Here is a 20,830-nt window from a genome sequence, read left to right as displayed (position 1 = left end):
CGTGGTCAGGCGGCCCGCGCGCCCGCCACCGTATGCGGGTTGGCGGGCCGCGCCAGTCCCAAATGGCCGCGCAGGGTGCTGGCCGCATACTCGGTGCGGAACAGGCCGCGCCGCTGCAGTTCCGGCACCACCAGCCGGGTAAATGCCTCGAAGCCTTGCGGCAGCAGCGGTGGCACGACGTTAAAACCGTCCGCGCCCCGCTCCGCGAACCACTGCTCCATCACGTCGGCCACCGTCTTGACCGAGCCGATCGCTTGCAGATGGCCACGCGCCACGCGAAAGCGCAGCACCAACTGGCGCAAAGTCAGGTTCTCGCGGCGGGCCAGTTCCAGCTGCTGCAGGAAGCGCCCCTTGCCATTCTCGCCCGCCTCGTAGGGCAGGTCGGGCAGGGGGCCGTCGAGCGGATAGCCGGACAAGTCGAAACCGCCAAATTCCAGATTGCTGAAGTCGACCAGTGATTGTAGTTCGCCGAACTGGTCCTGTGCCTGCTGGTCCGATTCGGCTACCACCACCGACAGGCCCGGCGTCACTTTCAATTGATCTTCGGCGCGCCCGTATTTCGCCATGCGGCCCTTGAGGTCCGCATAATACGCTTGCGCGACGGGCAGCGAGGTGGCCGAGCAGTACACCATCTCGGCCTGGCGCGCGGCAAATTCGCGCCCTGTCTCGGAATTGCCCGCCTGGACCAGCACCGGGTGGCCCTGCACGGGGCGGGGCAAGTCCAGTAAGCCGTGCGAGGCAAAATACTCGCCCTGGAAGTCGAGCGCATGGCCTTGTGCGGGCGCGTAAAACTGGCCGCCGGCGCGGTCTGGCCGGTCGAAGGCGTCGTCATCCCAGCTATCCCACAGGGCCTTGGACAAGGCGACGAATTCGTCGGCGCGCGCATAACGCTGCGCATGGCTGCGCGGTGCATCGATGCCGAAATTGCCCGCCGTGTGTTCGGCAAACGACGAGACGACATTCCAGCCCGCGCGTCCGCCGCTCAGGTGGTCGAGCGAACTGAATTTGCGCGCCACGTGATACGGGTGCTCGTAATTGGTGTTGACGGTGGCGATCAGGCCGATATGGCTGGTGACGGCGGCAATCGCCGACAGCAGGGTGAAGGGTTCGAAGGGCAGGCCGATGGCGGCGCGGCCCGTGTCGGGCGTGATTTCGCCTGCGCGACCGATGAAGTCGGCGATGAAGAAGCTGTCGAACCTGGCCGCCTCGGCCAGTTTGGCGGCGCGCAGCCACCAGGCCAGGTCGGGCCGTCCGCTGGCGCTGGCAGACGGATGGCGCCAGGCGGCCGGATGGTGGCCGTGGCGTTGCAAGAAGACATTCAGGACGAGCTGGCGTGCTGGCATGGGGACTCCGTGGTAGGCAGGCGACATTGCCTGCTCCTTTGCTGCAGCAAGGTTCGGGCCAACGCCCCGCATATGCAAAATCCGGATAAGCTAGCGCGGCACCATTCGTTCACGCCTGGAGATGGCGCGCGGTATAGTCGGCCCATGGAACTCTTAGCCCACAATTTCAGCAGCGATTTCGCGCGCAGCGCCCACCTTGCCCGCGGCGCCGGCGATGACGGCGATAGCGAGGCGCTGGTCGCCTTCCGCGACCCGCAGCAAATGAGCTTGCTTGTGCGCGCCACGGCCTTTGTCTTTGCCGACCCCCGTTCGCGCCAGTTGCACGAACTGATCGAACGCATCGCCCCCAGCGAGGCGACAGTGCTGATCACGGGCGAAACAGGGACGGGCAAGGAGCTGATCGCGCGCCACGTGCACGGCTTGAGCGGGCGCGCCGAGCAGACCTTTGTGGCGATTAACTGCGGCGCCTTTTCCGAAACCCTGGTCGAGAGCGAACTGTTTGGCTACGAAAAAGGCGCGTTTACGGGCGCGCAGCAGGGCAAGCCTGGCTGGTTCGAGACGGCCAGCGGCGGCACCCTGTTCCTCGACGAAATCGGCGACTTGCCGCTGGCGATGCAGGTCAAGCTGCTGCGCGTGCTGCAGGAGCGCGAAGTGGTGCGACTGGGAGCGCGGCGCGCCATCCCCATCGACGTGCGCCTGATCGCCGCCACCAATGTGGACCTGGCCGAAGCCGTGCGGGCCGGGCGCTTCCGCGAAGACCTGTATTACCGGCTGCAGGTGATCGGCCTGCCGCTGCGCCCCCTGCGCGAACGCCCGGGCGACATCATGCCGCTGACGCGCCACTTCATGGCCATCTATGCGCAGCGGCTGCATCTGGGCGAGGTGGAGCTGGGCCCTGACGCGCAGCAAGCCTTGCTGGCGTATCCGTGGCCGGGCAATATCCGCGAACTGGAAAACGTCATCCACCGCGCGCTGCTGGTCTGCCGCAGCGGCGTGGTGCGTACCGAAGACCTGAGTTTATCGGGCTGGCACCGCGCACCCGCGCCAGCGCCCGTATCTGCCCCTGTCCCCGTTCTGGACACCTGGGCTGGCGGAGCCGATATCGCCTACGCGGCCCACGGCGCGGCCGGGCAGGATGACTTGCTGGCCGCCGAACGCTTCGCCCGCGCCTGGCAAGCCTTGCTCGACTCGGGCGAGGCCGTGGAATTCGAGGCTATACAGCAAGAACTGGTGCGCGCCGCGTGGGAGCGCAATGAGCGCAACCAGGTGCGCACGGCCAAGCACCTGAATCTCAGCCGTAACATCCTGCGCACCTTCCTGAAAAAGGCGGGCGCCATCGACTAGGCGCATGACTGATCTCCTGGAGCCGGACCCGCAGCGATGCGGTTCCGGCTTTTTTCATGCCTGCTGCGCGCGCAGCACGCTGCTGCCGTGGGTGCAGCGGATTGCTGCCAAATCAGCAGCGAAGGGCGCTGGCGGGCGCACGCGGCATGGCATGTTTTCTGCGTGGAGGGAAGGGCAGGCCAGTGCGCGCATTGATCAAAACGCGCGTACAGGCTCTTTCTTCGACCCACGACAGGAGTCCATGCATGACCATTGAATTCATCTGGCAATTGCCCACCAGCGGCGATGGCCGCTATGCGGCGCCCGGCATCACGCGCCGCGGCGAGCGAAACGCTGGCGCGCCCAGTCCCCTGCAGCCGGGCGTGAGCGACCCGCGCGGTGCGCGTCCGCCGTTCAATTATTTCGATTACCTGCACCAGATCGCCCGCGCGGCCGACCTTTCCGGCTTCGACGGTATCCAGATACGCCACGATACGCAGGGCGATGAAAGCTGGATCGTCGCCGGCTACCTGGCGCGCAGCACGCGCCATCTGAAATTGATCGCCGAATTCGACGCCGCCTGGGGTTCTGCCGTGTACGCGGCAAAGAACGCCGTCAGCTTCCAGCGTTTCACGGGCGGGCGCTTCGCCTGGCAAATCGGGCAGGGCGGCGATGCGGCAGCGCGCCGGCGCCAGGGCGATGCGGCGCCGGACGCCGATATCGTGCCGCGCATCGATGAATTCATCACGGTGGCGCGCGGCGTGCAGAACACGTCGCCGTTCAGCTTCAAGGGCAAGTTCTTCGAAGTGCAGGACGGCGGCTTCAAGGGGCCGCTGGCGAACCATCCTGTGAATAGTATTTACCTGACGGGGGAGACGCCCGAGGCGCTGGCCCTGTCGGCGCGCCAGGCCGACGTGCACGTGTTTGACGCGGCGCCGCTGGCGGACTTGCAGCCTTCCATCGACAGCCTGCAAGCGCAGGCGCGCCACTTGGGCCGCGCCGTGGCGGCGGGCTTGCGCATCGACGTGCTGGCCCGTGAAACCTTCGACGAAGCCTTGCGCGACGCGCGCCGCTACCGCAGCGGCGCAGGTCTGCCCGACGATGCACCATTCGACGGCAGTGCCGCGGCCTTCTGGCCCGGCTTTGCGCAAGCGCAAACGGGCGCACACGGCGCCCTGGTCGGCAGCTATGAACAGGTCAGCGCGGCGTTGCAAGTCTACGCGCAGGCCGGCGTGTCCAGCTTCGTGCTGGCGGCCATCCCCCATTTCGAGGAAGCCTACCGCATCGGCGAGCACGTGCTGCCACGCGTACGTGCAGCGTTGAGCGCGCAGCTGCAAGCGGCTTGAGTTCCTGTATCCAACCTACTGAAGGAGTACCTTGATGGCAATCGATTTTTTCTGGCGCATCCCTACGCATGGCGAGCCGAGTTCGCACCGCGCCCGCACGCCGTTTCGCGGCGACTGGTTTCCCGGCAATGACAACCTGCGCCAGGCGGGCCTCGGTGGCGGCGGCGCCGACGGTTTTACCTACATCGACTACCTGGCCGAAATCGCCCGTGCGGCCGAGCTATCGGGCTTCCAGGGCGGCTTGATACCGTCCTTTCCCATGACGGATGAACCGTGGGCCATTTCCGCGCTGCTGGCGCGCGAGACGAGCACCTTCCGCTTCATGATCCCGTTCCAGCCCGGCTTCTTGAACCCCGTGGTGGCCGCGCGCATGACGGCCAGCCTGCAGCGGGCCACGGGCGGCCGCGCCCTGTACAACGTGATCACGGGCGGCGGCGGCCCGGCGCAGCTGTGGTGGGGCGATTCGGCCGGCCACGACGACCGCTACACGCGCACGACGGAATTTCTCGATGTGGTGCGCGGCGTGTGGCGCGGCGGGCCGTTTTCCTACCAGGGCAAGTTCTACCAGGTGGAAGACGCGGGCCTGGCCACGCCCCTGTCCGAGCAGGATTTCCCCGAAATTTACTTTTCCGGCTCGTCCGACGCGGCCCTCGGTTCCGCCTCGAAGCATGCCGATTACTATCTGACGTGGCTGGAACCGTTCGAGCAGCTGCGCGAGAAATTCGCCCGCGTGCATGAAAAGACGGCGCTCCTGGGGCGCAAGATCAAGTGCGCCGTGCGCGTCGACATCGTGGCCCGCGCCACGGAAGAAGAGGCGTGGGACGAGGTGCGCAAGGGCTTTGACGCCGTGGATGCCACCACCCTGCGCCAGTTCCTCGGCGCCGATGGCGGCGATTCCGTGGGCGCGGCGCGTCAGCGCGGCAACCGTCCGACCACCCTGAACAGTTACAAGGACTTGATCACGGCGCCGAATATCTGGTCCGGCTTCAACCTGCTGCGCGGCGGGCAGACGCAGGGCATCGTCGGCAGCTACCAGCAGGTGGCCGAACGCCTCGACGAACTGGTGCAACTGGGCGCCGACGCTTTCATCCTCGCCAGCACGCCGCACCTGGAAGAAGCGTACCGGGTGGGCGAGGAAGTGCTGCCGCTGGTGCGTGGCCATGGTGCTGCCTTGCTGCGCGCCGCCTGAGTATCCCCTGTTGCCGCGACAGCAGCGCCACCGCCTGCTGTCGCGCAGGCAGCACGCGGCGGCGCCGCTGCTGCCAAATCAACAGCACTATCATCATGATAGTCTTCCTTTTAAATCAAGCACTTAGCGTATATATTGCTGCACTGCGGCAGCGGGCATGCGCCTTGCAATAACAGTCATCACCATCTCGCGTTTTGACTTTACTCAAGGATAATCACCCATGCGCCGTTCGACTTCCCCCGCCGCCTTTTCTTCCTTTCCCTTTCATCTGACCCCGCTGCGCCGCGCGCTGCGTTCGGCCTTCGCCATCGGCGGCTTGATGCTCGTCCATGGCATGCTCCACGCGGAAACGCCTGGCGCCGATGTCATTGCCGCTGCCGACGCCAACGGCGCCGGCGAGGGCGCCTCCTTACAATCGGTGACGGTGACGGCGCAAAAGCGCGAGGAATCCGCGCAAAAAGTGCCGAGCGCGATCACGGTCCTCGGCGGCAAGGAGCTGCTTGACACGGGCATCGGCCGTTCGGCCAGCGAAATCCTCAATTACGTGCCGAACGCCTCGGCCGGCACGCAGCAGCATGGCCGTCCGCGCTGGTGGATACGCGGCGTGGGTGCGGGCCAGCAGCAGATCGATTTCCCGAACCCCGTCGGCTTTTACCTCGACGATGTCTACATCAGCAATTCCAGCGCCACGGGCTTTCCCCTGTTCGACCTGGACCGGGTGGAAGTGCTGCGCGGCCCGCAAGGCACTTTGTGGGGCAAGAACACGACGGGCGGCGCCATCAATGTGATTTCGCGCAAGCCCTCGTTCAAGTCCAGCGGCTATGCCAAGCTCGATTACGGCAGCTACGACACCACCCTGGCCGAAGGCGCCATCGGCGGCGCGCTGGTCGACGAGGTGCTGGCGGGGCGCTTGTCCTTCCACACGGAGCAGCAGGACAAGGGCCGCTTCCACAACCAGTTTACGGGCGAGCGCGATGGAAAGCTCAAGGATAGCGCCATCCGCGGCCAGCTCAAGGCCCTGATCGGGCGCGACCTGACGGCCAACCTGAACCTGCATTACCGCGATTACACCACCAAGGGCGCTACCACCACGGTGGCCAGTTACGGCGCGAATGGCGTGTACCGCAACGGCTACGTCCCCAGCACCAATCCCGACGATGTCAGCACGAATGCGCCGGCCGACAGCGACGTGAAACAGGGCGGCGCGCAGCTGAACCTGGAATATGCGCTTGGCGAGCTGACCCTGACGTCGATCACCGGCTATGAAAACTTCCGCAACGAAGCGACGGGCGACAGCGACAACACACCGCTGGAAGTGGGGCGCAGCCGCTCGAAGGCCAGCAGCAGGCAAGTGTCGCAGGAGCTGCGCCTGACGTCGCCGCAAAACGGCGCGGTGAGCTGGGTGGCGGGCCTGTTCTATTTCAATGAAAAGATCGATTCCGATTCGGCCGGCGCGCGCCTGCCCAACGGCAGCGTGCCGGCGCTGGCGGGCAGCACGCAGCCTGTCGGCTACAACCGCACCATCTACCAGCACAAGGCGCGCAGCGCGGCCATCTTCGGCAGCACGACCGTCAACTTCAGCGAGCGGTTCCTGTCCACATTCGGCTTGCGCTGGACGACGGAAACCAAGGACCTGGACTTGCAACGGGTGCAGGCAGCATCGAACACGGTGACGTTTGGCGATGCGTCGAACTGGTGGAACACGGTCCGGGGCGGCAATTACACGGCCGCCTCGGTCGCCAACAACAACTTCACGTCGAATCCGTCCACCACGTGGAATGCGCTGACCTATGACGTCACGCCCGAATACCGCTTCAGCCGTACCCTGCGCGGCTATCTGAAATACGCGCATGGCATCAAGTCGGGCGGCTACAACACGAGCGCCACGGACGTGCGGGCCCTGAATACGGTGAAGCCGGAAACCCTGAACTCGTTCGAGGCGGGCATCAAGTCCGAATGGCTGGATGGGCGCCTTAATTTCAACGCCAACGTCTTCCATTACGATTACAAGAACGTGCAGGTGAATATCACGGGCGTGTACAACGGCGACCCCACGCAGAGCGTGAATTACCTGCAGAACGTGCGCAAGGCTCATGTGAATGGCGCGGAATTCGAGATCGAGGCGCAGCCGACGGACAACCTGCACATCAATGCCAATCTGGGCCTGCTGCGCACGGAATTCGACGATTTCGCCATCCAGAACAATGGCGGCGACCGCTCCGGCAATGAATTCGTGCGCTCGCCCCACGTGACGGCCTTGCTGGCGGCCGACTACCGCTACCCGCTGGGCAATGGCGCGCAGCTGGTCTTCAGCGGCGACGTGCGCTACACCTCGAAGCAGTACTATTATGTAGACCCGCAAAGCGCCGCGCGCGACTTGCTGAACCAGGGCGGCTTCGCGCTGGCCAATGCGCGCCTGTCGTATGTACTCCCGGGCGGCAAGCAGCGGATCACGGTGTATGCGAACAACCTGGCCGACAAGGTCTACCGCAACCATACCTTGACGAGCTTCGTGCCCGGTGCCGTCAATGGCGACACGGTGATCATCGGCCAGGGCCGCACGGTGGGCGCGTCGTACACGGTGCAGTTCTGATCGCGCAGGGCAGGGGCAGGGGCGATATGCTATAGTCGCCGGGCGTGGCTGCCGCACCCGGTGCGCTGGCCACGCAACGTTCTCAGGGCGGGGTGCGATTCCCCACCGGCGGTAATGGCATGCGTGCCTAGCCCGCGAGCGCTTGCCGGCATGGTCTTCGGGCCATGACGGCAAGGTCAGCAGACCTGGTGTGATTCCGGGGCCGACGGTATAGTCCGGATAAAGAGAGAGCGGGATGGAATCATTGTGTCTGTGCTGGCATACGCCCGGCGCATGGACGGTCCGCGTTTGCCGTCGGTGCGTGGGCGCGCGTGCCTGCATGCGCAGTTGGGCGTGGCTTTCTTGCGCCTGTCATATCCCCTTCGATTTTATGCCCTGTTTTTTGTCATTCTTGAAAACAGGAGTCTTTTATATGTCACAACCGTCACGCGCAACACCAGCCAAACGCATCGCCTTCATCCAGGCGGGCTGGCACCGCGACATCGTCGCGCAATGCCGATTGTCCTTCATCTCCGAAATGGCGACCCTGGGTTTCACGCAGGACGACATTGATGTCATCGACGTCGCTGGCGCCTTTGAAATCCCCCTGCATGCGCAAGTGCTGGCCAGGAGCGGCCGGTACGCGGCGATTGCCGCTTCCGCCCTGGTGGTGGACGGCGGCATCTACCGCCATGACTTCGTGGCCGATGCCGTCATTTCCGGCATGATGCAGGTGCAGTTGGCGACGGGCGTGCCCGTGCTGTCGGCCGTGCTGACCCCGCACCACTTCCATGCGGGCCACGAGCACCAGGAATTCTATTTCCAGCACTTCAAGGTCAAGGGCGTCGAACTGGCCACGGCTTGCGCCGCCACCATCCACTCGCTGCAGCGGCTGGCGCAACCGGCCACCGCGCCGCACGAGGCCTTGGCCGCCTAGGGCGCCGTTTGCCTTGATGCCGTAGTACCCGGGGCCAGCACATGTTGCCATGTGCTGGCCCCGTTTCTTTATGCGGCTTGCCGCAGCAGCGCGTCGAGGCGTCGCTGCGCTTCCTCCAGCGGCCGGCGGTCGATCCAGGCGTCGATATCCACGTCGCGGTCCAGGAAACCGTGCTGCAGCTGGAAATCCTTTTGCTGACGGAACAGCGCCACTTTTTCCTCTGACAGGTCGGGCGCCAGGGTCAAATGAAAACCGTCGCGGTAGGCTTCGGCCACGGCGTCGGCGCCGGCCCGCGTTTCGCCCTGCAGGATGGCCAGCACGTCGGCCTGGTGGCTGAGCGCCCAGTGGGCGGCGCGCAGCGTTTGCGTCAAAAAGCGCACGACCAGCTCGAAATGCTGTTCCAGCATCGTTTCATGCACGGTGATCGGGCGTGGCGTGCCGTTATTCACGCGGAAGCGCCGGTCGGGCAGGGCGTCGATGTCTATGCCCACTTCCAGCCCCGCCGCGCGGGCCGCTTCGGCCGCCGCCGCGCCTTTCACGTAGACGGCATCGACTTCGCCGCGCAAGAGCGGCGCGATGCCTTGCCACAGGCCCGCGCCCAGATTTGCCTGCGTTGGCGCCTCGCCCCCCACTTCCACCAGCCGCACATCGTCCAGCGTCAAGCCGGCCGACGCCAGCACGCCCTTGTAACCGGCAAGGCTCATGCCGCGCGCGATGCTGCGCCCGCGCCGGTTCTCGCGCAAGTCATCGGCGCGGAACACGGGCAGCGCCAGCCGCTTGCCCTGCAGCTGCGCGGGCGTGGTGATGCCGGAACCGGGGCGCACGAGGATGGCTTGCCACTCGTCGATCCAGGTCAGGCCGATCAGGCGCGTGGGCGCCCCTTGCGCGCGGGCGGGCAGGGCAAGCAGGTTGCCCCCTTCGCGCACGAGCGTGGACAGGCCGTGGTCGTAATGGTGGCGCGCCAGTTCGCCAGCAACTTCCTGCAGGGTTTTCAGGGCGATGCCGTCGCGGGCGAATTCCTCGTCCAGCCAGCCCAGTTTATACGCGAGGCCCGTGGCCGTGGGCACGGGGCAGCGCGTGAACCAGACGGTATCGACTTCAGGGGATGGTGCGGTAGTCATGGGATTCCTTCGTGGTGGGTGGAGCCTTGAACTGTGCAGGAAACGTGCCCGCGCCGCTTGCTGGCTTGGCGACAGCGCCTGCGTCCAGCGCTGCTGCCACGCCAGCAGCCGCTGTTGCGCAGGCAGCAGCCTTCCACCATTTCTGCGGCCCCGGCGCTGGCACGCGTCTTGCGAAAGTAGAGGCATGACTGATTCGTACCTCAACCTCAAAGAATGGAGCATGACATGACGGACGTGGCACAAGCGCAAGCACAACAAGTACAGGTGCAGGAGTTGACGGTAGCCGAACTGGCCTTCGTGGAACAGGTGCGGCGCGATGCGCAGACGGCCTTCGACGGCTTGCGCGAGACAGGCAGCCTGACGGCCAACGGCACGGTGGGCTTTGTCGAGCGCACCCCTGCCGGCGACAAGGTGGTGGTGGTCAACGACCCGGGCCCGTTCCGCCGCGGCCAGCCCTTGAAGGCGGCCGTGCTGGCGCTCGATGGCACGGTGATTGTGGGCGACGCGAACAACGGCGGCGCGCGCTATCTGAAACTGTTCCGCGAGCGGTCCGAGGTCACGTCGATCTCGCATGTGCATTCGCCGTCCCTGGGCGCGTGGGCGCAGACGCACCGCACCCTGCCCATCCGCTACGTGCCCGTGCAGCGCTTCCAGCTGATCCGCGAAATTCCCATCTATATCGACCGCCGCCAGCCGGAAGTTGATTTCATCCTCGGTGAAATCGCCCGCAACACGCACGCCACGGCCATCCTGGAAGCGAATGGCGGCGCCACCGTGTGGGGCAAGCAGGGCTTGCTGAAGCTGGCCGAGTTCATCCTGCTGCTGGAAGAGGGCGCCAAGATCCAGATCGCGGCCGAAGCCATCGGCGGTTCGCGCGACTTCGGTCCCGGCGTGCTGCTGCAGCAATGGAAGATGAGCAAGCTGATCGACACGGCGCGCGCGCTGTCGTTATTGCCTGCCACCGATTTGATTTAAATCTTTCAAGAACAGGCCCGAGATGTCATTGAAATTCTTACGTTTGACCTGGCGCAAAGTCGTCTTCACCGCCCTGGCGGTCAGCCTGCTGGCGCCAGCCATCGCGGCCGCCGCCGATCCCTTGCCGGCCGCCGTGCGCATCGCCGTCGTGGCCCGCACGGCGCCATCCGGCAAGACCGTGTTTGCCGGTTCGGCCGCCCAGGTGGCCGCGCAGGGCTGGCTGGCGGCCGAACTGGGCAAGCTGGGCGTGAAGCTGGAATGGGTGCCCGTCACCACCAATTCCGTGGCGACGCAAGTCAACGAGGCGTTTGCCAACCACTCGATCGACCTGGCCCAGTATGGCGATTTGCCGTCGATAATCGCCAATGCCTCGGGCTTGCAGACGCGGCTGATCTTGCCGGGCGGCAGTTTCAGCAACACTTACCTGGTGGTGCCGAACGGTTCCACGGCCCGCTCGATCAGGGACTTGAAGGGCAAGAAGATCGCTCTGCACCGTGGGCGGCCGTGGGAATATCCATTTGCGCGCCTGCTGGAAGCGAATGGCATGACCTTGCGCGACGTCAAGATCCTCAACCTCAATCCGCAGGCGGGCGCGGCGGCCGTGGCCACGGGTGGCGCGGACGCCTTCTTCACCCTCAGCGATGCCTTCCTGCTGGAAGATAAAAAAGTGGGCAAGATCATCTGGTCCAGCAAGGCACCGCCGCAGGATTGGAAGATGCGCGCGGAACTGTGGGCCGACAGCGGCTTCCTGCAACGCTGGCCGCAGCTGGCCCAGCTGGTGGTGACGGCGTATGTGCGCGAGCACCACCGGGCCGCCGGCGCCGGTGGCGAAGACGAATACGTGCGCACCGAGGCGGCCGCGGGCCAGGTGGAAAGCGTGGTGCGGCGCGAACTGGCGGGTGACCACACGCCGTGGCAGGCGCGCTGGTCGCCGTTGTTTACGGCCAGCTTGCGCCAGCACTACATGGGAGAGGCGGCGTATGCGAAGAGCGCGGGCCTGATAGGGCGGCCCCTGCAAGTCGACAGCCTGTTCGCGCCCCAGTTCGTCAACCAGGCGCTGGCGCAGCTGAAGCTGCAAACCTACTGGTCGCCATGACTTCCCTCTCCATCGCCTTGCCGCGCGCGTCTGCGCCTGCGCGCGCAGCCTCTGTCCCCTGGCTGCAACGCTTCGTGCGCTCGCGCTGGTCCGTGTGGGCATCGCCGCTCGCCTTGCTGCTGTTGTGGACGGCCGCCACCACGTTCGAATGGATGCCTGCGCACATCTTGATGTCGCCATGGCAAGTACTGCTGACGGCCCGCGACCTGGCCGAAAGCGGCGAACTGGGCCAGCACCTGGGCATCAGCCTGTTCCGCCTGCTGGCCGGCTTTGGCCTGGGCGCCAGCGCGGGCCTGGCGTTTGGCGTCGTGCTGGGCCTGTCGCCGGCCTTGCGCAGCTACGTCGACCCCACGTTCAACGTCTTGCGCCAGCTGCCCACGGTGGCGCTGATCCCTTTGTTTATCTTGCTGTTCGGCATAGGCGAGAGTTTTAAAGTGTTTATCGTGGCCAAGGCCAGCTTCTTCATCGTCGCGCTGGCCGTGCATGACGCCATCCGCAACCTGTCGCCGCGCTACTTTGAGGTGGCGCACGTGTATTGTTTCTCGCGCTGGCGGCGCATCCGCCTGATCGTCTTGCCCGCCATCGTGCCGGCCGCGCTGACGGGCATGCGCATCGCCCTGTCGCGCTCGTGGATGGTGCTGGTGGGCGCGGAATTGCTGGCCGCCGACAGCGGCCTGGGCCAGATGATGGAAATGGGCAGGCAAATGTTCCGCCTCGACGTGGTGATGGTAGGCGTGGTGCTGACGGGCGTGATCGGCTTCGGCCTGGACCGGGCTTGTCATGCGCTGGAATCGCGGCTGATGCGCTGGAAGCGTAATGGGGAGTCCACATGAAACAACGTTTGATCCAGATCATCAAGGGCGCGCTGTTGCCACTGGCCTTGCTGGGCGCCTGGCAATGGGCCTCCGGCCAGGGTGCGGCGGCTGCCTACATCTTCGTCTCGCTGGGTGACCTGGCGCACAGCTTGCGCGACCTGCTCGTCACGGGCGAACTATGGGTGCATTTGCGCGCCAGCCTGGGCCGCACGTTGGCGGGCTTGCTGCTGGGCGGCAGCGCCGGCATCCTCACGGGCGCGCTGATGGCGCAGTCGCCGCTGGCTGACCGATTGATTGGCCCGCTGTTCCACAGCATCCGGCAAGTACCGTTGCTGGGCCTGATTCCTCTGCTGGGCCTGTGGGTGGGCAATGGCGATGGCGCCAAGCTGCTGGTGATCGCCATCGCCGCCTTTTATCCTACCGTGCTCAACACGCAGGCGGGCATGCGCCAGGTGGAAGGAAGATTGCGCGAAGTGGGGCAGGTGCTGACCCTGACGCGCTGGCAAACCTTGCGCCAGATTTTGCTGCCGGGCGCCATGCCGGCCATCGTCACGGGTATCACGCATGCGCTGGCGTTCGCCTGGCTCGCGTGCCTGGGCGGCGAACTGCTGTTTGCGGCCGGGCCCGGCATGGGTTCATTGCTGCTCAACGGCGAAGTGTCGGGCCGCATGGACGTCGTCTTGCTGGCTGTGCTCGTGATCGCCTTGCTGGCGCAAGCGATGAACGTGGCGTTCGCGCGGCTGGCGCGTTTGCTGGTGAAGGGGCGCAGCAGTGAGTGACTCGATGCCTTTACAATCGGATGCGGCTGTCAGCGCCCGCGACGGCGAGCTGCGCGCCTTCCTGCTGCGCTTCATCGGCCTGACTTTGCTGTCGGGCGTGACCATCGGCATGAACAAGGTGCTGGCCACCTTGCTGGGTTTACATTTGCACGTGAGCAATTTCCAGCTGGCAGCGATCAGCAGCGCGGAAACCCTGGCCATGGCGCTGGGCACCATACCGGCCGGCTACATCTTGTCGCGCGGCAATCCGAAGCACTTGTACGCGGGCGTCAGCCTGAGCCTGGCGCTGGCTTTTTGCGTGCTGCCGTGGCTGCCCGGCTGGCAGTGGGTGGCCTTGCTGATGTTCCTCGTCGGCCTGTGCATCTCGCTGCGTATCGTGGCCATGAGCACCGTGTTTCTCGTGCGCTTGCCGGAACTGGGGCAGGGCAAGGCGGGCTGGTACAAGGGAACGTTGATCCTTGGCATGCAGTTCCTCGGGCCTTTGTGCGGCAATTATCTGATCGCGCAACTGGGGCTGAAGGCAGGCTTTTTGATTTCCGCCCTGATGTTCGCCATGTTGGCCGTGCTGGGCTGGCAAGTGTTGCCTGACAACACGGCGCCGCCCAAGCAGGCCGGACCTGCTGCGCTGCCCGGCGCGGCCAGCCTGCGCGAGCTGCTGCGCCTGCCCGTCGTGCGCGTCACTTACCTGTTTGAGATCCTGGCCAGCTTCACGGCGTCCAGCGTGGGCGTGTTTTCCATCTTGCTGGCCATCCGCGTGCTGCACTGGCCTGCGCATCACTCCGTCTGGCTGATGGCCGTGCAGGGACTCAGCTGCGTGCTGGTGCTGTTGTTCCTGGGGCGCTTCGTGCTGGCCAGCCGTCACCGCGAGCAACTGTATGGCGGCGCCCACCTGGCCATCATGGCCGCCTTGCTGATCCTGGGCTTGTGGCCCTCCAGCATCGCTTACCTGGGCGCGTCCGTGCTGCTGGGCCTGGGCCTGGGCGTGAATAACCTCGTCAATACGGACAATATCGCCCGCGCGCCCGTCGACAAGGCCCGCGTTTCCGCCCATTTGACCCTGTTCGGCATGGTGGGCGGCACGGCTGGCGCGCTGGCGGCGGGCCGCCTGGCTGACCTGACGGGCTTGCGCAATGTCTTCCTGATCTGGCTGGCTCCATGGCTGGCCGCCTGGCTGGTTTTCCACGGCAGCCGCTGGCTGCGCCGGGCGCCGCCCGCCGCCATTCCTTCCTTCGATCACACTGCAGAGAGTGCGCCATGAATGATTTCGTTTCCCCTTCGACCTTGCTGCCGCAGCGGCAGCACCTGAGCGGCGGCTTGCAAGTGCAGCATGTGAGCAAGTCGTTTTCGCTGAAAGGCGCACCGCTGCTGGTGCTCGACGATATTTCCCTGACAATTGCGCCCGGTGAATTCGTCGCCATCGTGGGCGCGTCCGGTTGCGGCAAGTCAACCCTGCTGCGCCTGCTGGCGGGCCTCGATACGGAATACACGGGCTTGCTGCTGCACGATGGCGTACCGATACGCGGCACGGATTTGCACCGGGGCCTCGTGTTCCAGGACCACCGCCTGTTTCCGTGGCTGACGGTGCAGCAGAACGTGGCCGTGGCGTTCAGCAATACCCGTGTGCCGCTGGCCGAGCGCACCGCCCGCGTGGCGGCGGAAATCGCGCGCGTGGGCCTCGATGGCTATGCAGATGCGTATCCGCATCAGTTGTCGGGTGGCATGTCGCAGCGGGCGGCGATTGCCCGCGCCCTTGTGGGGCGGCCCGACGTGCTGTTGCTGGACGAACCGCTGGGTGCGCTCGATGCGCTGACCCGCTTGCGTTTGCAGCAAGAGCTGCGCCGCCTGTGGCAAGACGAGGGCATCACCATGGTGATGGTCACGCATGACATCGATGAAGCCGTCTACCTGGCCGACCGCATCGTCGTGCTCGATGCGCGCCCGGGCAAGGTGCGCCGCGTGCAGGACGTGCCGCTGGCCCACCCGCGCCAGCGCGGTTCGGCCGGCTTTGTCGCCATCCGCGATGGCTTGCATGCGGATTTCAGCGACCTTGACGACACGCACGCGCCCGTGGCGCAGGATGTAGATCCCAGCAGCTCATGGGATGGCAATGAATGGGCGCGCAGGATGGCGCTGTAGTTTCCTTTTTGAACGGTCCACCCACCCTGGAGAAAAAAGATGAGTAATGAAAACCAAGCACTCGACACCCTGTGGTACACGCGCTGCCCCGTCCCGACGGGGTTGGGGATAGCCCTGCAGCAAGGCTGGCTGGAAGAAGCCTTGCGCGCCGACGGCACCAGCTTGCGCTCGCTGCGCGAATCGGACCAGGAAGCCGTGCGCGAATCGCATTTCGACCATACCCTGCAAAATTCCGTGCGCCACGGCGGCAACATCCCCGCCCTGTGGGCGCGCGCGGCGGGGCGCGATACGCGCGTGATCGGCCTGTCGTGGTCGGACGAGACGCAGTTGATCCTGACTCTGCCCGGCAGCGGCATCCAGACGGTGCGCGACTTGAAGGGACGGCGCTTCGGCCTGCCATTGTGGGCCAAGGCGCAGATCGACTTTGCGCGCGCGCAAGCCTTGCGGGGGCTGGAAAATGCGCTGAGCCTGGAAGGGCTGGCTGTTGCCGACGTGGAACTGGTCGATTATGTGGTCAACACGGGCCAGAGCGAAGCGCCGCCGGAACAGGGCGCGGCAACGAATCTGTTCAGCGGCGCGCGGCGCGGCGGACAGAGTCCGGAGCTGCTGGGACTGCTGCGGGGCGAGGTGGATGCCATTTTCCTGAAGGGCGCTTCGGCCGCCCAGCTGGCGCAGCAGTTCGGCTTGCACACGGTGATCGACACGGGCAACCATCCGGAACCCTTGATCCGCGCCAACAACGGCACGCCGCGCACCTTGAGCGTCGATGCGCACTTGCTCGACAACCATTTCAGCTCGGCCGTGACCCTGGTCGAGCAGGTGCTGCGGGCCGAAGCGTGGGCGCGTGGTCATGCGGATGAGACGCGGCGTTTCCTCGCGCGCGAATCGAATGCCAGCGAGCACTGGGTGCAAGTGGCTTACGGCAAGGATGCCCATCTGCGCCTGGACACGGACCTGGCGGAAACGTCGATCGCGGGATTGCAGGATTTCAGTGACTTTTTGTTCCGCTGGAACTTCCTGCCCAGCAAGGTCGATGTGCGCGCGTGGATCGACCCCCGTCCTTTCGAAGCGGCGCTGGCGCAAACGCGCCGGGCGGCTTGAGCGGGAAGCGCGTCAACGGTGGCCATGTTCGATGATGAGGAGAATGCGATGCGGCGACGCACGGTGATGGGCGGGCTGGCGCTGCTGCCCCTGGCGGGACAGGCGGTGTCGGCGGCGAAAGCGGGGGCACTACCGGCGGCCCTGCGCATCGCCTCGACGGGTTTTGCGGAAAACGGCAGGGCGGAACTGGGCGGTATCGCTTACCGGGTGCAGCAGGAAGGCTGGCTGGCGCGCGAACTCAGGCAGCGCGGCGTGCGGCTGGAATGGCTGCCCGTCACGGGTGACACGGGCGCGACCATGAACGAGGCGTTCGCCAGCGGGCGCATCGACATGGCCGCGTATGGCGACTTGCCCTCCGTCATACTCAACGCGGGCGGCGTGCGCACGCAGGTGATCGTGCCGGCGGGGCGGGGCACGGACCAGTTCTTGCTGGTGCCCACCAGTTCGCGCGCCACGTCATTGGCCGACCTGAAGGGCAAGCGCATCAGCGTGCACCGGGGCCGGCCGTGGGAACTGGGCTTGCGCCAGCTGATCGCGGACCAGCGCATGTCGCCCACGGATTTTCGCCTGATTAATATGGATTTGAAGCCGGGCACGGCCGCGCTCGCCACGGGCGCCGTGGACGCCTTGTTCATGATCAATGGCTATCCGCTGGAAGACAAGGGCATCGGCCGCATCATCTGGTCCAGCAAGGGCTTGCCGGAACGCAAGATGCGCGCGGAACTGTGGGCGCGGCGCGATTTTACGCAAGCCCATCCCGATATCGCGGAACTCGTGGCCACGGCCTGGTTGCGGGCCCAGCACTGGGCGGCGCTGGACGGCAACCGCGAAGCCGTGATCAAGGATGGCACGCGCAATGGCACGCCCGACAGCGTGGTGCGGCGCAGCTACGACGATCCTGGCTTGCAGTGGAAGGAGCGCTGGTCACCCCTGTACGATGATGCCGTGTACCGGCATTACCGCAGGGTGCTGGCGTTTGCGCAGGAACAAAAGCTGATCCGTCTACCGTTGACGGCGGAGGAATTGCTGGAGCCGCGTTTCGTCGCGGCCGGCCTGAAAAAGCTGGGCCTGGCCAATTACTGGGAACCGGCCAAGGTGTAGTGGTGGCTGGGGCGCGCTTCAGTGCGGCAGGCACACGCGCCCGACCAGCTTTGCCACGCCATCGCCCGCATGCGCGCGCAATTGCAGCAGCATCAGCGCCACGCCCAGCATCAGCGCCGCCGCGCAGAGTTTCTTGTGCATCGTCTTTTCCGTTTTCACTATCTATGAATGTGTGCAGCGATATTATTGCCGAAATTCAGCGTGCGGGCTGAGCTTGTGCTGAGCGTGCTTTACAATTATGCATCGTGCGCATCCGCGCCATCTGAATGTTATGCATAGTATGTGAAGGGAATGACAAGCCTGTGACTTCCAAACCGATCAAGATCGCCGCCACCGTCGTCGTGGCTCTCGCCGCTGGGGCCGGCATTTATACCTATACCCGTCCCGCCGCCACCGCCACGCCGGGCGCTCCCGCCTCGGGCAGTCCGGCCGCCGCGTCCCAATCCACCGTTGACACGGCCGCCGTGGCCGCCCAGTTCCGCGACTTGCTGGGCAATTTCCGCAAGATCATCGTGCTGCTGGCCGACGAGCAAAGCTTGCCGGAAGGCGCGCGCGACGAAGCGAGAAAAGTGGGGCAGGCGCTGTTCCATGAAAACCAGGAACGCATCGCCAAGCTCGATCTTGCGCTGGATCAATTGACGGCGCCCACGAATCCGGGCCGCTTCGAAGCGCTCGACAGTCTGCTGACGTATATCGAATCCGACCCCGGCCTGTACGACGCGGACCGCCTGGCCTTCCGCGAGCTGCTGCAAGGCATGCTGGCCGACGTGGCCAAGGATTCCTCCTTGCCGGCGATCAAGCTGCACAAACGCATTTCGGAAGACCTCGATGCGCTGGGCGAGATCGAGCGCAACTACGAGAAGGAAATCCGGCAAATCTTCGGCAACCTGGGCCAGCGGTCCATCGAACTCAAGCGCGAACGCTGGGACGATTACGTGGCGCAGCTGAAAAAGCTCTACAGCCGCGAGCAGATTCTGAAGGAAAACGGCATCGTCGTGCCGTATGCGGTACCGCCAGCAGGTTCCGTCCCGGAAGCCAAGCCGGCGCCAAAAAAAGATGAGGCGGAAATCTTTGGCCTGGGCTTGCCGAAGAAGACCATCGTGCTGACCTTCGACGACGGCCCGCACCGCCGCTACACGGAAGAGATCAGCGCCATCCTGAAACAGTATGGCGTGCCGGCCGTGTTCTTCAACGTGGGGCGCAACCTGGGTTCGCTGGATGCGGAAGGCCACGCCAAGCTGGGTGCGGGCGCGGAAGTGAGCCGCAAGCTGATGAAAGAGGGCTATGCCGTGGGCAACCACAGTTTCAGCCATGCACAGTTGTCGAAACAGACGGGCGACAAGCTGAAAGGCGAAATCCTCGGCACCGATACCTTGTTGAAAGCCATCAGCCCCGAGCGGGCCGCGCTGTTCCGCTTTCCGTATGGCGCGCGCAATAGCGAAGGCATGGCCGCGCTGGCCGATGCGCATTTGAAGTCCGTGATGTGGAATATCGATTCGCTGGACTGGGCCGACCCCGTGCCCAGCTCGATCACGAACCGTGTGCTGGCCTCCGTCGACAAGGCGGGGCGCGGCATCGTCCTGTTCCACGACATCCATGAGCGCACGGTCAAAGCCTTGCCGGCCGTGCTCGACAAGCTGATCGCCGAAGGCTACCAATTCGCGGGCTGGGATGGCACAAGCTTCCAGGTGGCGAAAAGCACGGCGCCAGCACCGGAAAAAGTGCCCGTCACCACGGGCTATGCGAATTCCTGGGCCGTGGTGATCGGCATCGACGATTACGCGAAATGGCCGAAATTGCAATATGCGGTGCGCGACGCGCAAGGCATCCGCGAAACCCTGATCGAAAAATTCGCGTTTGCGCCCGAACGTGTCGTGACCCTGAAAAATGGCGAAGCGACGCGCAACAACATCCTGGCCGCCTTCCACGACAAGCTGGCGCATGGCGGCGTGCAAAAGAATGACCGCATCTTCGTCTTTTTTGCCGGTCACGGCGCCACGCGCAAGCTCAGTTCGGGGCGCGACCTGGGCTATATCGTGCCCGTCGATTCCGACCCGGCGCAATTCGCCACGGACGCGATTCCAATGACGGAAATCCAGAATATCGCGGAAAGCCTGACGGCCAAGCATGCGTTCTTCGTCATGGATGCCTGCTACAGCGGCCTGGGCCTGACCCGCGGCGCCGGTTCCAGCTCTTTCCTGCGCGACAACGCCAGGCGCATCGGCCGGCAAATGCTGACGGCCGGCGGCGGCGACCAGCTGGTGGCCGACGGCGGACCGAACGGGCACTCCGTGTTCACCTGGACCCTGCTGCAAGGCTTGGCGGGCAAGGGCGACCTGAACGGCGACGGCTTGATTACTGCCACGGAACTGGCGGCGTATGTGGCGCCGGCCGTCTCCAGCGTATCGAACCAGACGCCCGCGTTTGGCAGCCTGCCCGGCTCGGAAGGGGGTGATTTCGTCTTTGAATTGCCGGGAGAAACAGAATTCCTCAGCCCGAACACGACGCAGTTGTCGACGGAAGCCATCGCCCTGAACAGCAAGCTCGACGCCAAGCCGCAAGCGGCCAGCGTCACGGTGAAGGATTTGCAGGGCGGCGAACAGAAGATCGTCACGCCGGGCGCCGTGCCCACCTCCACGCGCCAGCTGGCACAACGCGCCAACGACCGTGGCTTGCAGCTGTACAAGGAGAAACAGTATGCGGCGGCGGAAGCGCAATTTACGGAAGCGCTGAAATTGCGTCCCGACTTCGCGCTGGCGGCCAACAACCTGGGCTTTGTCTTCTACAAGCAGGAAAAATACCGCGAAGCGGCGCGCTGGTTTGAAAACACGGTCAGGATGGACCCGTCGCGCGCCATCGCCTATTTGAACCTGGGCGACGCGTATGCCAAGGCTGGCGATGCCGCCAAGGCCAAGGCCGCGTACAAAACTTATCTGGAACTGGCGCCAACGGCCTCGATGGCGCCGGCCGTGCGGCAAAAGATGGAGAAACTGTAA

Annotated in this window: 18 protein-coding genes and 1 riboswitch; of the genes, 15 read left to right on the top strand and 3 right to left on the bottom strand. The window is 65.1% G+C overall.

Features of this window, described 5'->3' with window-relative positions; translation table 11 throughout:
* Nucleotides 1-5: 5 nt before the first annotated feature.
* A complete protein-coding gene (locus O0882_RS09755; protein WP_289947439.1) occupies nucleotides 6-1,343 on the bottom strand; it encodes an LLM class flavin-dependent oxidoreductase in 1,338 nt (445 codons plus the stop codon).
* 144 nt (nucleotides 1,344-1,487) lie between these two features.
* Between O0882_RS09755 and O0882_RS09750 the strand changes: the two genes are divergently transcribed.
* From O0882_RS09750 to O0882_RS09725, 6 genes are all read left to right on the top strand, one after another.
* Complete coding sequence (locus O0882_RS09750; protein WP_289947437.1) at nucleotides 1,488-2,687, top strand: sigma 54-interacting transcriptional regulator; 1,200 nt, start codon at nucleotides 1,488-1,490, stop codon at nucleotides 2,685-2,687.
* 4 nt (nucleotides 2,688-2,691) lie between these two features.
* A complete protein-coding gene (locus tag O0882_RS09745) occupies nucleotides 2,692-2,943 on the top strand; it encodes a hypothetical protein (protein ID WP_289947436.1) in 252 nt (83 codons plus the stop codon).
* The gene (locus O0882_RS09740) at nucleotides 2,933-4,012 is read left to right on the top strand and encodes an LLM class flavin-dependent oxidoreductase (protein WP_289947433.1); all 1,080 of its coding nucleotides are present in this window, start codon (nucleotides 2,933-2,935) and stop codon (nucleotides 4,010-4,012) included. The genes O0882_RS09745 and O0882_RS09740 overlap by 11 nt, the downstream gene beginning before the upstream one ends.
* A gap of 34 nt (nucleotides 4,013-4,046) precedes the next feature.
* Nucleotides 4,047-5,201 (top strand): LLM class flavin-dependent oxidoreductase, encoded by a 1,155-nt coding sequence (locus tag O0882_RS09735; protein ID WP_289947431.1) that lies wholly within the window; start codon nucleotides 4,047-4,049, stop codon nucleotides 5,199-5,201.
* 220 nt (nucleotides 5,202-5,421) lie between these two features.
* Entirely contained in the window at nucleotides 5,422-7,794 is a 2,373-nt protein-coding gene (locus O0882_RS09730) for a TonB-dependent receptor (protein WP_289947430.1), read from the top strand.
* A gap of 74 nt (nucleotides 7,795-7,868) precedes the next feature.
* Nucleotides 7,869-8,030, top strand: a riboswitch (FMN riboswitch).
* A 176-nt stretch (nucleotides 8,031-8,206) separates the two neighbouring features.
* Nucleotides 8,207-8,710 carry a 6,7-dimethyl-8-ribityllumazine synthase gene (locus O0882_RS09725; RefSeq protein ID WP_289947427.1) on the top strand — a complete coding sequence of 168 codons (504 nt, stop codon included), beginning with the start codon at nucleotides 8,207-8,209 and terminating at the stop codon, nucleotides 8,708-8,710.
* Nucleotides 8,711-8,778: 68 nt separating this feature from the next.
* On the opposite strand, the gene O0882_RS09720 is transcribed toward O0882_RS09725, so the two are convergent.
* Complete coding sequence (locus tag O0882_RS09720; RefSeq protein ID WP_289947425.1) at nucleotides 8,779-9,831, bottom strand: ABC transporter substrate-binding protein; 1,053 nt, start codon at nucleotides 9,829-9,831, stop codon at nucleotides 8,779-8,781.
* Between the two features lie 225 nt (nucleotides 9,832-10,056).
* On the opposite strand from O0882_RS09720, the gene O0882_RS09715 reads away from it, so the two are divergent.
* The 8 genes from O0882_RS09715 to O0882_RS09680 are packed head-to-tail and all read left to right on the top strand — an operon-like array spanning nucleotide 10,057 to nucleotide 17,834.
* Entirely contained in the window at nucleotides 10,057-10,806 is a 750-nt protein-coding gene (locus O0882_RS09715; protein WP_289947423.1) for a class II aldolase/adducin family protein, read from the top strand.
* A 22-nt stretch (nucleotides 10,807-10,828) separates the two neighbouring features.
* The gene (locus O0882_RS09710; RefSeq protein WP_289947420.1) at nucleotides 10,829-11,902 is read left to right on the top strand and encodes a PhnD/SsuA/transferrin family substrate-binding protein; all 1,074 of its coding nucleotides are present in this window, start codon (nucleotides 10,829-10,831) and stop codon (nucleotides 11,900-11,902) included.
* Nucleotides 11,899-12,735 (top strand): ABC transporter permease, encoded by an 837-nt coding sequence (locus tag O0882_RS09705; protein ID WP_289947418.1) that lies wholly within the window; start codon nucleotides 11,899-11,901, stop codon nucleotides 12,733-12,735. Before O0882_RS09710 ends, O0882_RS09705 begins: the two co-directional genes overlap by 4 nt.
* Nucleotides 12,732-13,496 carry an ABC transporter permease subunit gene (locus tag O0882_RS09700; RefSeq protein ID WP_289947417.1) on the top strand — a complete coding sequence of 255 codons (765 nt, stop codon included), beginning with the start codon at nucleotides 12,732-12,734 and terminating at the stop codon, nucleotides 13,494-13,496. The genes O0882_RS09705 and O0882_RS09700 overlap by 4 nt, the downstream gene beginning before the upstream one ends.
* A gap of 4 nt (nucleotides 13,497-13,500) precedes the next feature.
* Entirely contained in the window at nucleotides 13,501-14,754 is a 1,254-nt protein-coding gene (locus O0882_RS09695) for an MFS transporter (RefSeq protein WP_289947416.1), read from the top strand.
* Entirely contained in the window at nucleotides 14,751-15,632 is an 882-nt protein-coding gene (locus O0882_RS09690) for an ABC transporter ATP-binding protein (protein WP_289947415.1), read from the top strand. The genes O0882_RS09695 and O0882_RS09690 overlap by 4 nt, the downstream gene beginning before the upstream one ends.
* A 39-nt stretch (nucleotides 15,633-15,671) precedes the next feature.
* Entirely contained in the window at nucleotides 15,672-16,733 is a 1,062-nt protein-coding gene (locus O0882_RS09685) for an ABC transporter substrate-binding protein (protein ID WP_289947414.1), read from the top strand.
* A 48-nt stretch (nucleotides 16,734-16,781) separates the two neighbouring features.
* Nucleotides 16,782-17,834, top strand: a complete 1,053-nt coding sequence (locus O0882_RS09680; RefSeq protein WP_289947413.1) for an ABC transporter substrate-binding protein — start codon at nucleotides 16,782-16,784, stop codon at nucleotides 17,832-17,834.
* An 18-nt stretch (nucleotides 17,835-17,852) separates the two neighbouring features.
* On the opposite strand, the gene O0882_RS09675 is transcribed toward O0882_RS09680, so the two are convergent.
* Entirely contained in the window at nucleotides 17,853-17,975 is a 123-nt protein-coding gene (locus tag O0882_RS09675) for a hypothetical protein (protein ID WP_289947412.1), read from the bottom strand.
* A gap of 161 nt (nucleotides 17,976-18,136) precedes the next feature.
* Here O0882_RS09675 and O0882_RS09670 point away from each other — a divergent pair, with 161 nt between their 5' ends.
* Nucleotides 18,137-20,830: a polysaccharide deacetylase family protein gene (locus tag O0882_RS09670; protein ID WP_289947411.1), complete on the top strand. Its 2,694-nt coding sequence runs from the start codon at nucleotides 18,137-18,139 to the stop codon at nucleotides 20,828-20,830.

This window comes from Janthinobacterium sp. SUN073 (assembly GCF_030397665.1).
GTDB lineage: Bacteria > Pseudomonadota > Gammaproteobacteria > Burkholderiales > Burkholderiaceae_D > Janthinobacterium.
The sequence above is the reverse complement of the archived record's forward strand: the minus strand, read 5'-3'. Positions and strand labels throughout refer to the sequence as shown.